The 12,945-nt window shown below is 72.6% G+C and carries 11 protein-coding genes; 4 read left to right on the top strand and 7 right to left on the bottom strand.

The window, feature by feature from the left end; all coding sequences use genetic code 11:
* Positions 1–6: 6 nt before the first annotated feature.
* Positions 7–669 (bottom strand): hypothetical protein, encoded by a 663-nt coding sequence (locus ACN27B_RS01850; RefSeq protein ID WP_099164132.1) that lies wholly within the window; start codon positions 667–669, stop codon positions 7–9.
* 190 nt (positions 670–859) lie between these two features.
* Here ACN27B_RS01850 and ACN27B_RS01845 point away from each other — a divergent pair, with 190 nt between their 5' ends.
* Complete coding sequence (locus ACN27B_RS01845) at positions 860–1,489, top strand: copper resistance CopC family protein (RefSeq protein ID WP_099164968.1); 630 nt, start codon at positions 860–862, stop codon at positions 1,487–1,489.
* A 316-nt stretch (positions 1,490–1,805) separates the two neighbouring features.
* On the opposite strand, the gene gltX is transcribed toward ACN27B_RS01845, so the two are convergent.
* The 3 genes from gltX to ACN27B_RS01830 are packed head-to-tail and all read right to left on the bottom strand — an operon-like array spanning position 1,806 to position 5,851.
* Positions 1,806–3,215 carry a glutamate--tRNA ligase gene (gene gltX, locus ACN27B_RS01840; RefSeq protein ID WP_396823749.1) on the bottom strand — a complete coding sequence of 470 codons (1,410 nt, stop codon included), beginning with the start codon at positions 3,213–3,215 and terminating at the stop codon, positions 1,806–1,808.
* Between the two features lie 48 nt (positions 3,216–3,263).
* Positions 3,264–4,541, bottom strand: a complete 1,278-nt coding sequence (locus ACN27B_RS01835; protein ID WP_099164134.1) for an MFS transporter — start codon at positions 4,539–4,541, stop codon at positions 3,264–3,266.
* On the bottom strand, positions 4,538–5,851 hold the full coding sequence (locus tag ACN27B_RS01830; protein ID WP_422745812.1) for a GH1 family beta-glucosidase: 1,314 nt from the start codon (positions 5,849–5,851) through the stop codon (positions 4,538–4,540). Before ACN27B_RS01830 ends, ACN27B_RS01835 begins: the two co-directional genes overlap by 4 nt.
* Positions 5,852–6,053: 202 nt before the next feature.
* Here ACN27B_RS01830 and ACN27B_RS01825 point away from each other — a divergent pair, with 202 nt between their 5' ends.
* Positions 6,054–6,500 (top strand): SRPBCC family protein, encoded by a 447-nt coding sequence (locus ACN27B_RS01825; RefSeq protein WP_091572600.1) that lies wholly within the window; start codon positions 6,054–6,056, stop codon positions 6,498–6,500.
* 138 nt (positions 6,501–6,638) lie between these two features.
* Here ACN27B_RS01825 and aceE read toward each other — a convergent pair whose 3' ends face one another.
* Entirely contained in the window at positions 6,639–9,383 is a 2,745-nt protein-coding gene (gene aceE / locus ACN27B_RS01820) for a pyruvate dehydrogenase (acetyl-transferring), homodimeric type (protein ID WP_099164136.1), read from the bottom strand.
* A 182-nt stretch (positions 9,384–9,565) separates the two neighbouring features.
* Here aceE and ACN27B_RS01815 point away from each other — a divergent pair, with 182 nt between their 5' ends.
* Both ACN27B_RS01815 and ACN27B_RS01810 read left to right on the top strand, forming a co-directional pair.
* Positions 9,566–9,919, top strand: a complete 354-nt coding sequence (locus ACN27B_RS01815; protein ID WP_422743201.1) for a hypothetical protein — start codon at positions 9,566–9,568, stop codon at positions 9,917–9,919.
* 23 nt (positions 9,920–9,942) lie between these two features.
* Positions 9,943–10,347 (top strand): YjbQ family protein, encoded by a 405-nt coding sequence (locus tag ACN27B_RS01810; RefSeq protein ID WP_172967946.1) that lies wholly within the window; start codon positions 9,943–9,945, stop codon positions 10,345–10,347.
* A gap of 41 nt (positions 10,348–10,388) precedes the next feature.
* On the opposite strand, the gene ACN27B_RS01805 is transcribed toward ACN27B_RS01810, so the two are convergent.
* The gene (locus tag ACN27B_RS01805; RefSeq protein ID WP_422743199.1) at positions 10,389–12,032 is read right to left on the bottom strand and encodes an alkaline phosphatase D family protein; all 1,644 of its coding nucleotides are present in this window, start codon (positions 12,030–12,032) and stop codon (positions 10,389–10,391) included.
* A 130-nt stretch (positions 12,033–12,162) separates the two neighbouring features.
* Positions 12,163–12,933, bottom strand: coding sequence for an AraC family transcriptional regulator (locus ACN27B_RS01800; RefSeq protein WP_098746803.1), 771 nt, complete (start codon positions 12,931–12,933; stop codon positions 12,163–12,165).
* Positions 12,934–12,945 lie beyond the last annotated feature (12 nt).

Here is a 12,945-nt window from a genome sequence, read left to right as displayed (position 1 = left end):
CGACGCTCAGCGGGTGCGGCGACGCACCAGCAGCGCGATGCCGGCCAGCCCGGCCGTGATGACGACCACCACGCCGACGTTGAGCAGCAGCAGCCGCTGCAACTCGCCGAGGGCGGTGTCGAGGTCCTCAACCGGGTCGAGCGCGTCCTCCGGCAGCACGCGCTCGCCGCCGCCGATGCCGCCGGAGAGCGTGTCGAACCGGGGCGCCAGCGGCACCCCGACCGAGCGCAGCGTCTCGGACATGTTGAGGCGCCCGAAGAACCAGCCGGCCCGGGGGCGGCTCAGGTCGGGCTGCTTGGCCGGCCGGTAGACCCGGGGACCGCCCTTGGCCAGCGGGAAGAGGTCGAAGGTGTTCTTCGGGGTGCCGGCGACGAGCACCACCACCGTGTACTTCGGACCGAGGTCCTTGGCGGCGGGACCGCGCAGCTGACCGGTCGCGCCCAGCCACTTGACCTGGTCGACGATCAGGTTCACGTCGGCCGGGCGGGTGTCGGCCCGCAGCCGCAGCGGCTGGTCGAGCCGGTCGCCGGTGATGTCCACCCCGCCCGGGGCGAGCTTCGGCTTGGGCGCGGCCTGGGCCGGCGCCGGGCCGGCCAGGGCCAGCGAGCACACCAGTGCCACCGCCGCCCCGGTCAGGACGGTCAACACCCGTCTCACCTTCCGGACCATCGCCGCCTCCTCGCCCCGTTCGATGGCTGGCTTCCGCTGCGGGTCACACTGGACCTGTCCACCTCAAAGACTCCGCAGAACGTCGCCTGGTTGCAGCTGGTGGAAGAGTATTTGGAACTATCTGCGAGCTGAGACCGACCAATAGCCGGCCGATGATCAGCGGCCGGATCTTACCCGGATGGAGGGGTTCATGGGGGGCACGGTTGCCCGTGTGGCGCGTACCTGGCTGGTGGTCCTCGGGGTGGCGGCGGGAGCGTCGCTGCTGCTGCCGGCCGCCCCGGCCGCCGCGCACAACTCCCTGACCGGCAGCGATCCGCAGAACGGGGCCCGGTTGGCCGCCGCGCCGAAGCGGATCGAGTTGCGGTTCCTGGCCACACCGAAGGAAGCCACGACGAAGGTCACCGTCACCGGGCCGGACAACGTGGCCGCCGCGGGCGGCGCGCCGACGTTCGCCGGCAAGCGGGTGAGCGTGCCGTTCCAGCCAGGCGCCGCGGGGCTCTACATCGTGACCTACCAGCTCGCCTCCGACGACGGACACCCGGTCAAGGGGGAGATCCGGTTCACCCTGACCACGGGCACGCCGGCCGAGCCGCCGTCGGCGAGCGCCGCGCCCGGCAGCGCCACGCCGACCACCGCGCCGGCATCCACCGCCGCCGGCTCGCCGTCCGCCGGCTCGCCGTCCGCGGCGAGCCCGTCCCCGGCCGCCGCCGGGGACGACGACGGGGGTACGGGCTGGCTCTGGACCGTCGCCCCGGTGGTGGTGCTGGGGCTGCTCCTGGTCGGAGCGCTCGTGCTGCGCCGTCGCGCCACCCGTCGCTGACCCGGGCGAGCACGCCGAACACGGCGCGTGACGGCCGCGAAAGAAGGACGAACGTGCGAGCGATATACCGCTGAGTCATAAATATGACCCAGCGGTATATCGCTCGCACCTGTATCGGCTCTCGGCCGCGACACGCCTGCGGACGACACGCCGGTCGGCTCCCCACAGGCCAGCCGGGCCACGCCGCGGGATCGTGCCGCGTCGGGCCGCGCCGCTGGGCCCACCCCGTCGGGCCGCGCCGCCAGGCCCGCCCCGCCGGACGGCACGGTCGGGGCGTCCGCGGAGCGACCGTCACGGGGCGGCCGCGCCGGGCGGGTCAGACCAGGCGTACCCGGGCGGCGCGCAGCCGGGTGAGCGTGCGGTCGCGGCCGAGCACCTCCAGGGACTCGAACAGCGGCAGCCCGACGGTGCGTCCGGTGACCGCGACCCGGACCGGCGCCTGTGCCTTGCCCAGCTTCAGCCCGCGCTCCGCGCCGACCGCCTCCAGCGTGGCCTTTAGCGACTCGGCGTCCCACGAGTCGAGCGCGTCGAACGCGGCGATCGCGGCGTCCAGCAGCTCGGCGGCGCCCTCCTTCATCGCCTTCGCCCAGGCCGCCTCGTCGATCAGCGGGTCGGTCAGGAAGAGGAAGTCGACGTTCGGCACGATCTCGCTGAGGACCGCGATCCGGGTCTGCGCCAGCGGGGCCACCGCGGCGAACGCGGCCGGGTCGAACTCGGCCGGCTGCCACGGCGGCGGGGCGATCGTGTCGGTGCCGGTGAGCCACGGCTGGCAGGCGGCGACGAAGTCCTCCACCGGCAGCGCCCGGATGTACTCCCCGTTGAAGGCCCGCAGCTTCTTCTCGTCGAAGAAGGCGGGGGAGGGGTTGACCTCGTCGAGCCGGAACTCGTCCTCGATCACCGACCAGGGCACGATCTCCCGGTCGCCCGACGGCGCCCAGCCGAGCAGCATCAGGTAGTTGCGCATCGCGTCGGCGAGGTAGCCCTCGTCCCGGTACGCCTCCAGGGCGACCTTGTCGCGCCGCTTGGACAGCTTCTGCCGCTTCTCGTTGACCACCACCGGCACGTGCGCCCAGATCGGCGGCTTGACCCCGAGCGCGTCCCAGAGCAACTGCTGCTTCGGGGTGTTGGGCAGGTGCTCCTCGGCCCGGATCACGTGGGTGATCCCCATGGTCATGTCGTCGACCACGTTGGCGAGCAGGAAGACCGGCGACCCGTCGCCACGGGCGATGACGAAGTCCTCGATCAGCTTGTTCTCGAACGTCGGCTCACCCCGGATCAGGTCGACCACCACGGTCTCGCCCTCGTCCGGCGTACGGAAGCGCAGTGCCCGGCCCTCGCCCGGCCCCAGGCCGCGGTCGCGGCAGAAGCCGTCGTAGCCGCGGTGCTGCGAACCGGTACGCGCCTGCACGTCCTCGCGGGTGCAGTCGCAGTAGTAGGCCCGGCCGCCGTCGTACAGGCGCTGGGCGGCGGCGCGGTGCTCGCCGGCGTAGGAGGACTGGAAGTACGGGCCCTCGTAGCTGCCCCGCGAGATGCCGATCCAGTCGAGCGCGGAGAGGATGCCCTCGGTCCACTCGGGCTTGTTGCGGGCCGCGTCGGTGTCCTCGACGCGGAGCACGAACACCCCGCCCTGCTGCTTGGCGAAGATCCAGTTCTGCAGCGCCGAGCGGGCGCCGCCGACATGGAACATTCCGGTCGGGGAGGGGGCGAAGCGTACACGTACCGTCACGTCCCCCAGCCTACGGCGGGCCGCGACCGTGTTCCGGCAGGGGGCCGGTCAGGGCACCGCCCTGATCTTCACCACCAGGGCGCTGCCGAGCAGGGTGACCGCTGCGGTCACCGCGTACAGCGTCGGGTAGCCGCCGAGGTGCACGACGATCGGTGCGGACAGCGCCGGACCGAGCACCTGGGGCGCCGAGTTGGCAATGTTGATCACGCCGAGGTCCTTGGCCCGGTCGGTGGCGGCCGGCAGCACCTGGGTGATCAACGCGGCGTCCACCGCCAGGTAGACGCCGTAGCCCGCGCCGAGCAGGAGCGCGGCCACGATCGCCATCGGCCAGACCGGCGCGACGGCGAGCAGCGTCGCCGCCACCGCCATGATCAGCCCCGACACGATCACGAAGACCTTACGCCGGCCGGAGCGGTCGGAGAGTCGCCCGGCGACCACGGCGGTGAGCATCATGCCCAGCGTGTAGAGCAGGATCAGCACCAGCAGCGAGCCCTCGGGGTCGGTCACCCGCACCCCGTCGGTGAGGAAGTAGAGCAGGTAGAGCGTGCCGAGCGCGTTGCCGGTCTGCACCAGGAAGCGGGTGAACCAGGCCCAGGCGAAGTCGGGGTGGCGGCGCGGGCTGATCCACATCGAGGCGAGCAGGGCGCGCAGCCGCACCGGCGACCGGTGCTCCCGCGGCAGCGGGTCGTCCTGGGTGAGCAGCGCGAACGGCAGCGACAGCAGCAGCACGGCGAGCGCGATCGCCGCGTACCCGGCCGCGTTTCCGGTCACCACGGCGGTGACCAGCACCGCGCCCAGCACCAGGCCGAGCGCCTGCGGGATGCCCACCCAGCCCGAGACGCCGCCGCGCTGGGCCACCGGCACCCGGTCCGGGATCGCGGCGGTGAGGCTGGCCAGCATGGCGTTGAAGCAGACCTGCGCGGCCACCCAGGCCACCGCCACCCCGGCGATGCTGTCCTGACGGGCCAGCAGCATCAGAGCGGCCGCGCCGACCACCGCGCCGGTCGCGGTCCAGACGTGCCGGCGGCCGAAGTGCCGGTTGGCCAGCCGCAGCGAGGTACGGTCCGACAACGCGCCGGCGAGCGGGTTGGCCAGCACCGCGGCGAGTGCGCCGAGCCCGGTCACCACCGCCAGCATGGCCTCCTTGTCGCCCGGCGCGATCCGTTCCACCTGCTGCGGCAGCAGAACCTGGATCGGGGTGAAGAACGCCATCCAGACGCCCAGGTTGGCCGCGAAGATCAGCGCGATCCAGCTCCGTCGGACCGGCACCGTCGGCTCGGCGAGCGCCGCCGGCAGCGAGGCCGGCGTCGGGTTCACCGTGGTCATCGCCGCACCAGGTCACGGAACCAGGCGTACGACGACTTCGGCGTGCGCCGCTGGGTCGGGTAGTCGACGTGCACCAGGCCGAAGCGCTTGGTGAACCCCTCGGCCCACTCCCAGTTGTCCAGCAGCGACCAGACGAAGTACCCGGTCACCGGCACGCCCGCGCCGATCGCCTCGTGCACCGCGCGCACGTGCCCGTCCAGGTAGGCGATCCGCTCCGGGTCGTTCACCCGGCCCTGGGCGTCGGGCGCGTCGTCGTACGCGCACCCGCTCTCGGTGACCTGGATCTCCGGCAGCGCGTCGCCGTACCGGTCCCGGAGCTGGAGCAGCAGCTCACGCAGCCCGTCCGGGGCGACCGGCCAGTCGAACGCGGTGCGCGGGTAACCGTCCAGCGGCACGATCTCGAACGGCAGCGGCGACCCTTCCTCGGGCGCGCGGATGCCCGTCGGGTTGTAGTAGTTCACGCCGAGTACGTCGATCGGCGCGGCGATGACGTCCAGGTCGCCGTCGCGGACCACGGTCGGGTCGACGCCGGGCGCGTCGGGGTAGCCGAGACCGAGCAGCGGGTCGGTGAAGAGCCGGTTGTGCAGCGCGTCGTACGCCGCGGCGGCGGCCCGGTCGGCGTCGCCGTCCCCGGCCGGCCGCACCGGCGAGTAGTTGTTGGCGATCGCCACCGGGCTCGCGGTGCGGGCCCGCAGCGCGGCGACCGCGAGACCGTGCCCGAGGAGCTGGTGGTGCGCGACCGGGAAGGCGTCGAAGAGCAGCACCCGGCCCGGCGCGTGCACGCCCATGCCGTGGCCGAGGCTCATGTGGATGAACGGCTCGTTGAGCGTGATCCAGAGCTTCACCCGGTCGCCGAGGCGGGCCGCGGTCACGTCGGCGTACTCGGCGAAGCGGGCGGCGGTGTCCCGGTTCAGCCAGCCGCCGGCGTCCTCCAGCGCCTGCGGCAGGTCCCAGTGGAAGAGCGTGGCGACCGGGTCCACGCCGGCTGCGAGCAGACCGTCCACCAGCCGGTCGTAGAAGTCCAGCCCGGCCGTCAGGGCCGGACCGGCGCCGGTGGGCTGGATCCGGGGCCAGGAGATCGAGAACCGGTACGCGGACACCCCCAGCCCGGCCAGCAGCGCGGTGTCCTCGGCGTACCGGTGGTGGTGGTCGCACGCCTCGTCGCCGGTGGTGCCGTCGACGATCCGGCCGGGCTCGCGGGCGAACGTGTCCCAGATGGACGGCCCGCGACCGTCGACGGTGGTCGCCCCCTCGATCTGGTACGCGGAGGTGGACACCCCCCAGCGGAAGCCGGCGGGGAAGTCGGGCATCGGCGCGGTCGTCAAGTCACCCTCCCGAGACGTGAAGCGTGTTCGCGACTCTAGGGCTCGGACGACCGCCGCGCTATAGGCCGGAAAGCGTCGACGGCACAAGGGTTTCCGGCGTGTCTTCTCCAAACTCGTCCGCTTAAGTCCGATTTACACATAGAGTGCCGAATATCGCGGATGTGATTTAAGTGGGGGAAAGATACTCATGATCCTCGTGGAACGCAGCGCACACGTGGCGGCGCCGGTGGAAGTGGTCTGGGACGTCGTGCAGCGGGCCGAGCAGCTGCCGGCCTGGCTGGCGGGGGTCCGCGCGGCCGAGGTCCTGTCGGGGGAGGGATTCGGCCGGCGACAACTGGTCCAGGCCGGACGCGGCTCCGCGCACGAGGCCGAGGTGATCGCCTACCAGGAGCCGACCCTGATCGGCTGGCGCGAACGGGCCAAGGGCGCGGGCGCCCGGGCCGAGGCGCGCACCGAGATCTACGTCCAGCTGACCGCGGACGAGGAGGACGGTGGCACCGTCGTACGACTGATCGTCGTGCGGTGGCCCGCCGGCCCCGTCAAGGCCGCCCTGCTGCGGCTCGGCCTGCGCCGGGTCGGCGCCGACCTGGAGGACTCGCTGGCCCGGCTGACCGACCTGGCCGCCGTCGGCTGACCGAGCCCGTCCCGGCGTCGCCCGCGATGGTGATGGTCCGGCGTCCCCGCCAGGGACGCCGGACCATCGTCGTCTGTACCCGAAGTGTTAAGAAGGGGCCCCTTCTCTACCGGAGGCGTTAAGAAGGGGCCCTTCCTTTCAGCTGTCGCCGCCGGTCTCGCCGACCGGGGCGGCGGTGACGTCGTCCAGCGCGTACTTGCGGGCGGCGTCGGCCGGCACGTGGGCCGGCACCGTGCCGCGCAGGGCGAGCTGGCGCAGCGTGGCGACCGCGATCGACTCGGCGTCGACGTGGAAGTGGCGGCGCAGCGCGTGCCGGGTGTCCGACATGCCGAAGCCGTCGGTGCCGAGCGAGGTGTAGTCACCGGGCACCCAGCGGGAGATCAGGTCCGGCACCGCGCGCATCCAGTCGCTGACCGCGACCTTCGGGCCGTCGGCGTCGGCCAGCTTCCGCGCGATGTACGGCACCCGCTGCTCCTCGCCCGGGTTGAGCAGGTTGTGCTCCTCGCACTGCACCGCGTCGCGGCGCAGCTCGGTCCAGGACGTCACCGACCACACGTCGGCGGACACGCCCCAGTCCTCGGCGAGCAGCTGCTGGGCCTTGAGCGCCCACTGCATGCCGGTGCCGGAGGCGAGGATGTTCGCCTTCGGCGCGTCGTCACCGACCTGCGGCGCCGGCGAGTAGCGGTAGATGCCCTTGAGGATGCCCTCGACGTCCACGCCCTCCGGCTCGGCCGGCTGGAAGATCGGCTCGTTGTAGACGGTGAGGTAGTAGAAGACGTTCTCCTGCTCCTCGCCGTACATCCGGTGCAGGCCGTTCTCCATGATGTGCGCCAGCTCGAAGGCGAACGCCGCGTCGTAGGAGACCACCGCCGGGTTGGTGGCGGCGAGCAGCAGCGAGTGGCCGTCCTCGTGCTGGAGGCCCTCACCGTTGAGCGTGGTCCGGCCGGCGGTGGCGCCGAGCACGAAGCCCCGCGCCATCTGGTCCGCCGCCGCCCAGAACCCGTCGCCGGTGCGCTGGAAGCCGAACATCGAGTAGAAGATGTACAGCGGGATCATCGGCTCGCCGTGGGTGGCGTACGCCGTGCCGGCGGCGGTGAACGAGGCGACCGAACCGGCCTCGTTGATGCCCTCGTGCAGGATCTGCCCGGTGGTCGACTCCTTGTAGGACAGGAACAGCTCCCGGTCCACCGAGGTGTAGCGCTGGCCGTGCGGCGAGTAGATCTTCTGGGTCGGGAAGAGCGAGTCCATACCGAAGGTGCGGGCCTCGTCCGGGATGATCGGCACCCAGCGCTTGCCGAACTCCTTGTCCTTCATGATGTCCTTGAGCAGGCGGACGAACGCCATCGTGGTGGCGACCTTCTGCTTGCCCGACCCGCGCTTGACGTCGGAGAACCGCTCGCTGCCCGGGACGGCCAGCGTCTTGCGCGCGGTGTTGCGCGTGGGCAGGTAGCCGCCGAGCTGCTGCCGCCGGTCCTTGAGGTACGCGATCTCGTCCGACTTCTCGCCCGGCGTGTAGTACGGCGGGAGGTAGGGGTTCTCCTCCAGCTGCTTGTCCGGGATGTCCAGGTAGAGGCGGTCGCGGAAGAGCTTCAGGTCCTCCAGCGTCAGCTTCTTCATCTGGTGCGTGGCGTTGCGGCCCTCGAAGTGCGAGCCCAGGGTCCAGCCCTTGATCGTCTTGGCGAGGATCACCGTCGGCTGGCCGGTGTGCTCCGTCGCCGCCTTGTAGGCCGCGTAGAGCTTGCGGTAGTCGTGACCGCCCCGCTTGAGGTTCCAGATCTCGTCGTCGGAGAGGTGCTCGACCATCTTGCGGGTGCGCGGGTCGCGGCCGAAGAAGTGCTCCCGGACGTACGCCCCGGACTCCGCCTTGTAGGTCTGGTAGTCACCGTCGGGCGTGGTGTTCATCAGGTTGACCAGCGCGCCGTCGGTGTCCGCCGCGAGCAGCGGGTCCCACTCGCGGCCCCAGACGACCTTGATGACGTTCCAGCCGGCGCCCCGGAAGAACGCCTCCAGCTCCTGCATGACCTTGCCGTTGCCGCGGACCGGTCCGTCCAGGCGCTGGAGGTTGCAGTTGATCACGAAGGTGAGGTTGTCCAGCTCCTCGCGGGCGGCCACGCCGATCGCGCCGAGCGACTCGACCTCGTCCATCTCACCGTCGCCGAGGAACGCCCAGACGTGCTGCTGGGAGGTGTCCTTGATGCCGCGGTGGTGCAGGTAGCGGTTGAACCGCGCCTGGTAGATCGCGTTGAGCGGGCCGAGGCCCATGGACACGGTGGGGAACTCCCAGAAGTCCGGCATCAGCCGCGGGTGCGGGTACGACGGCAGCCCGCCGCCGGGGTGCGACAGCTCCTGCCGGAAGCCGTCGAGCTGGCTCTCGCTGAGCCGGCCCTCCAGGAACGCCCGCGCGTACATGCCGGGGGAGGCGTGACCCTGGTAGAAGATCTGGTCACCACCGCCCGGGTGGTTCTTGCCCCGGAAGAAGTGGTTGAAGCCCACCTCGTAGAGCGACGCGGAGCTGGCGAACGTGGAGATGTGGCCGCCGACGCCGATCTCCGGCCGCTGCGCCCGGTGCACCAGCATGGCGGCGTTCCAGCGGATGTACGCCCGCAGCCGCCGCTCGATGTGCTCGTCACCCGGGAACCACGGCTCCCGCTCCGGCGCGATCGTGTTGATGTAGTCGGTGGTGGTCAGGGACGGCACCCCGACCTGGCGCTCGCGGGCCCGCTCCAGCAGGCGCAGCATGACGTACCGGGCGCGCTTGGTTCCGCGCTCGTCGATGACACCGTCGAGCGACTCGACCCATTCGCTGGTCTCTTCAGGGTCGATGTCCGGAAGCTGGCTCGGCAGACCAGCGGTGATCACCGGGCGCTTGCGTTCCGTAGCCACAGGCGTTCCCTCGGTTCTGTGTGGGATAGGTCTCTAGCGCCATCCTGCCCCCTCGTGGCGCTCGTCGTCACGTCTCCCTCCCCCAGACGCGACGCTGAACACAGGTACCCACCAGTAACTTTGTGCGATCACCGGATGCGCTAGCCGGGTCGCGCGTGGCGGTCCACGGCTACCCTGCCGGCATGCGGCGGGATCCGGTTCTGGTCGGCGGCGTGATGACGGCGCTGGGGGTGCTCGTGGCGCTCGTCGCCGCGGTGGGGTTGGCACGGGAGATCGCGCGTACCCCGGAGTGGGGGCCGGAATGGATCTTCGTCCTGGGCGGTGGCGTGCTGCTGGTCCTCGGCGGCGTCGGTGAACTCCGGCACCAGCGCCGCTTCCGGTCCGGCTACCGGGAGGCGGCGGGCGGGGGCAACGCCTTCGACTACGTCCCACCCGGCGCGCACGGCACGAGTGGGGACATGCCCAGCTACGGCTCCGGCGACGGTGGCGGTGGCGGCGGCGGCGACTGCGGTGGCGCTGGTGGCGGCGGGAACTGAGCCGCTGCGGCAGAATGCGCCGTATGCGCAGTGAGGTGATCAGCGTCCGGACCGGGTCCCGGCCGACCGTCCGGGACATCACGGCCGAGGCCGAGCGGTTCGTCGCCGGGGCCGGCGACGGGCTGCTGCACGTCTTCGTGCCGCACGCCACGGCCGGGCTGGCGATCATCGAGACCGGCGCCGGGTCGGACGACGACCTGCTCCGTGCGCTCGACGACCTGCTCCCCACCGACGACCGGTGGCGGCACCGGCACGGCTCACCCGGGCACGGCCGCGACCACGTGCTCCCGGCGTTCGTGCCGCCGTACGCGACGCTGCCGGTGCTCGACGGGCGGCTCCAGCTCGGCACCTGGCAGTCGATCTGCCTGGTCGACCCGAACGGCGACAACCCGGACCGCCAGGTGCGCTTCTCGTTCCTCGCCGGCTGAGCCGGCCGGGCCGGGACGACGCCCCGGCCCGGCCGGACCCGTCACGGCCGGACGGTCTCCGCCTCCACCGTCTGCCGGCCCTGGTCCGCCCCGGGAGCGACGGTCCGCGCCGCGGCCGGCGGCCGGTCGTACGTCAGGTTCAACCCGGGGACCCGGTCCTCGACCACGAACGTGGCCCGGGTGTACGCCGGCGCGTCGGGCCGGCTCACGTACGGGAGCACGTCGAAGTTCGCGGTCAGGTCCTTCGGGGTGATCGTGGTGCGGACGTACCCGCGCAGGTTGTTCTGGAAGCGCAGGTGCGGGTTGAACGCCAGCCACGGGTGCGAGCCGGTGGGCGAGTCCGCGCCGTCCCCGGTCGAGGTGATCGAGGAGCAGACCAGCTCGCTGCCGACCGTGCGCGACGTCGGGTCCGCGTAGTCCAGCTTCAGGTCGCTCGCCCAGTGGGCGTGCACGTCGCCGGTGAGCACCACCGGGTTGCGCACCCCGGCGGCCACCCAGCCCCGGGTGATCCGGTCCCGCGAGGCGACGTACCCGTCCCAGGCGTCCATGCTGGTGACCGTCATCGGCCCGGCGTTGTTGTCCCGCTGGGCGAAGAAGACCTGCTGGCCGAGCAGGTCCCAGCGGGCCTCGGAGCGGCGGAAACCGTCCAGCAGCCACGCCTCCTGCGCGGCGCCGGTGATCGACCGGGCCGGGTCGGACGCCGCCGCGCAGTCCTTGTAGCCGTCGCCGCACGCCTGGTCGTCCCGGTACTGCCGGGTGTCGAGCATGTGGAACGTGGCCAGCCGGCCCCAGCGCACCCGCCGGTAGAGCTGCATGTCGATGCCGCGTGGGATCGAGGTGCGGCGCAGCGGCATGTTCTCGTAGTACGCCTGGAACGCCGCCGCCCGCCGGGTGAGGAAGTCCGGGTCGGGCGCCTCGGGCACCTCGTCGGCCCAATTGTTCTCCACCTCGTGGTCGTCGAAGACCACCACCCAGGGCGCGACCGCGTGCGCCGCCTGCAGGTCGGTGTCGGTCTTGTACTGGGCGTGCCGCTGCCGGTAGTTCGCCAGCGTCCGGGTCTCCGGGCCCTCGTGGTCGCGCGCGTTGCCGCCGGGCACGGTGTAGGTGTCCTTGGCGTACTCGTACTGGTAGTCGCCGAGGTGCAGGATCAGCTCCGGCTCGGTCTCGGCCAGCCGGCGGTAGGCGGTGAAGTAGCCGTGCTCGTACTGCGAGCAGGAGACGAAGCCCATGGCCAGCGCGGACGGCATCAGCCACGGCGCCGGGGCGGTGCGGGTGCGGCCGACCGGGGAGAGCCAGCGCTCGGCCCGGAACCGGTAGAAGTACTCCCGCCCGGGGAGCAGTCCGTCCAGCTCGACGTGCACGCTGTGCGCCGACTCCGGCCGGGCCAACCGGACGCCGCGCCGCACGACGTGCCGGAAGCGCTCGTCGGCGGCCACCTCGAAGGACACCGGCACCACCCGGGACGGCACGCCGCCCAGGCTGTCCTCGGCCAGCGGCTCCGGCGCGAGCCGGGTCCAGAGCACGAAGCCGTCGTGGTCGGGGTCGCCGGAGGCCACCCCGAGCGTGAACGGGTCGCGGCGCAGCGGGCCGGGCGACGCGGCGGCCGCGACCGGCAGGCCGGCTGCCGCGCCGGCGGCGCCGAGCGCCGCGCCGCTGAGCAGGATGGTACGTCGGGACAGTGCCACGGTTTCCTCCCCGGAGTCCGGTTCGTCGACTCCGGGCAGCCTCGCGAGCGCCGATGGCCGTCAGGTGACACCGAGGCGACCGCACGGCACTTTCCGTCGAACAGCGGCCGGCGGACGAAAGGCGACGACGTCAGCCGAGCAGCCGGCGCAGCTCGCCCGGCGTGTGGCCGAGGTGGGCACGGACCGTGCGGGTCAGGTGCGCCTGGTCGCTGAAGCCCAGCTCGCCGGCGAGGTCGGCCAGGCGTACGTCCCCCTGCTCGATCCGGTCCAGCGCCCGGGCGACGCGCAGCCGGTTGCGGTAGCGGGTGAGCGGCACCCCGGTGCGGGCCTGGAACTCGCGGCTGAGCCGGTAGGGCGACACGTCGAGCGCCCGGGCCAGCGGGAGCAGCCCGGCGGCCTCCGGGGCGTCGTCGTGCAGCGCCGCCCGGGCCCGCTCCACCAGCCGCCGGCCCGGCCCGCCGCCGCCGGCGACCGGCGTGACGGCACGCCCGACCAGCCGTACCAGCCGCTCGGCGGCGGCGTGGTCGGGATCGGCGGCGTCCCGCAGCAGGAGCCGGTGGGCCAGGTCCAGTCGGCCGTCGACGTGCACCGTGCCCGGCGCCGGCCGGTCGTCGAACAGCTCCCGCCACAGCCGCTCCGACAGGTGCACCGACGTGCACTCGTCGCCGCCGGCCGGGTGCGCGAACCGCTCCTCCTCGCCCGGGACCGTCAGGTAGGCCACCGTCGACCCGACCCACGTGGCCCCGTGGCGACCGGCCCGCCGGAAGGCGCCCCGCCGGGCCAGCACCAGGCCGTACGCGTCGGCCGGCTCGGGCGTGGACCAGCCGCGGTGGTCGTCCCGGCAGCGCACCACGGTGACCCGGAAGTCCGGTCGGGCCAGCAGCCGGGTGGCGGTACGCATGCGGGTCAGCGT

It is taken from the genome of Micromonospora sp. WMMD754 (genome assembly GCF_049315235.1).
In the GTDB taxonomy this organism is placed as follows: domain Bacteria; phylum Actinomycetota; class Actinomycetes; order Mycobacteriales; family Micromonosporaceae; genus Micromonospora; species Micromonospora sediminicola.
The sequence above is the reverse complement of the archived record's forward strand: the minus strand, read 5'-3'. Positions and strand labels throughout refer to the sequence as shown.

Coding starts and splice junctions, on each gene's coding strand:
- ACN27B_RS01850 (WP_099164132.1), bottom strand. CDS start 669: ATGGTCCGGAAGGTGAGACGGGTGTTGACCGTCCTGACCGGGGCGGCG.
- ACN27B_RS01845 (WP_099164968.1), top strand. CDS start 860: ATGGGGGGCACGGTTGCCCGTGTGGCGCGTACCTGGCTGGTGGTCCTC.
- ACN27B_RS01835 (WP_099164134.1), bottom strand. CDS start 4,541: ATGACCACGGTGAACCCGACGCCGGCCTCGCTGCCGGCGGCGCTCGCC.
- ACN27B_RS01830 (WP_422745812.1), bottom strand. CDS start 5,851: ATGCCCGACTTCCCCGCCGGCTTCCGCTGGGGGGTGTCCACCTCCGCG.
- ACN27B_RS01825 (WP_091572600.1), top strand. CDS start 6,054: ATGATCCTCGTGGAACGCAGCGCACACGTGGCGGCGCCGGTGGAAGTG.
- ACN27B_RS01815 (WP_422743201.1), top strand. CDS start 9,566: ATGCGGCGGGATCCGGTTCTGGTCGGCGGCGTGATGACGGCGCTGGGG.
- ACN27B_RS01810 (WP_172967946.1), top strand. CDS start 9,943: ATGCGCAGTGAGGTGATCAGCGTCCGGACCGGGTCCCGGCCGACCGTC.
- ACN27B_RS01800 (WP_098746803.1), bottom strand. CDS start 12,933: ATGCGTACCGCCACCCGGCTGCTGGCCCGACCGGACTTCCGGGTCACC.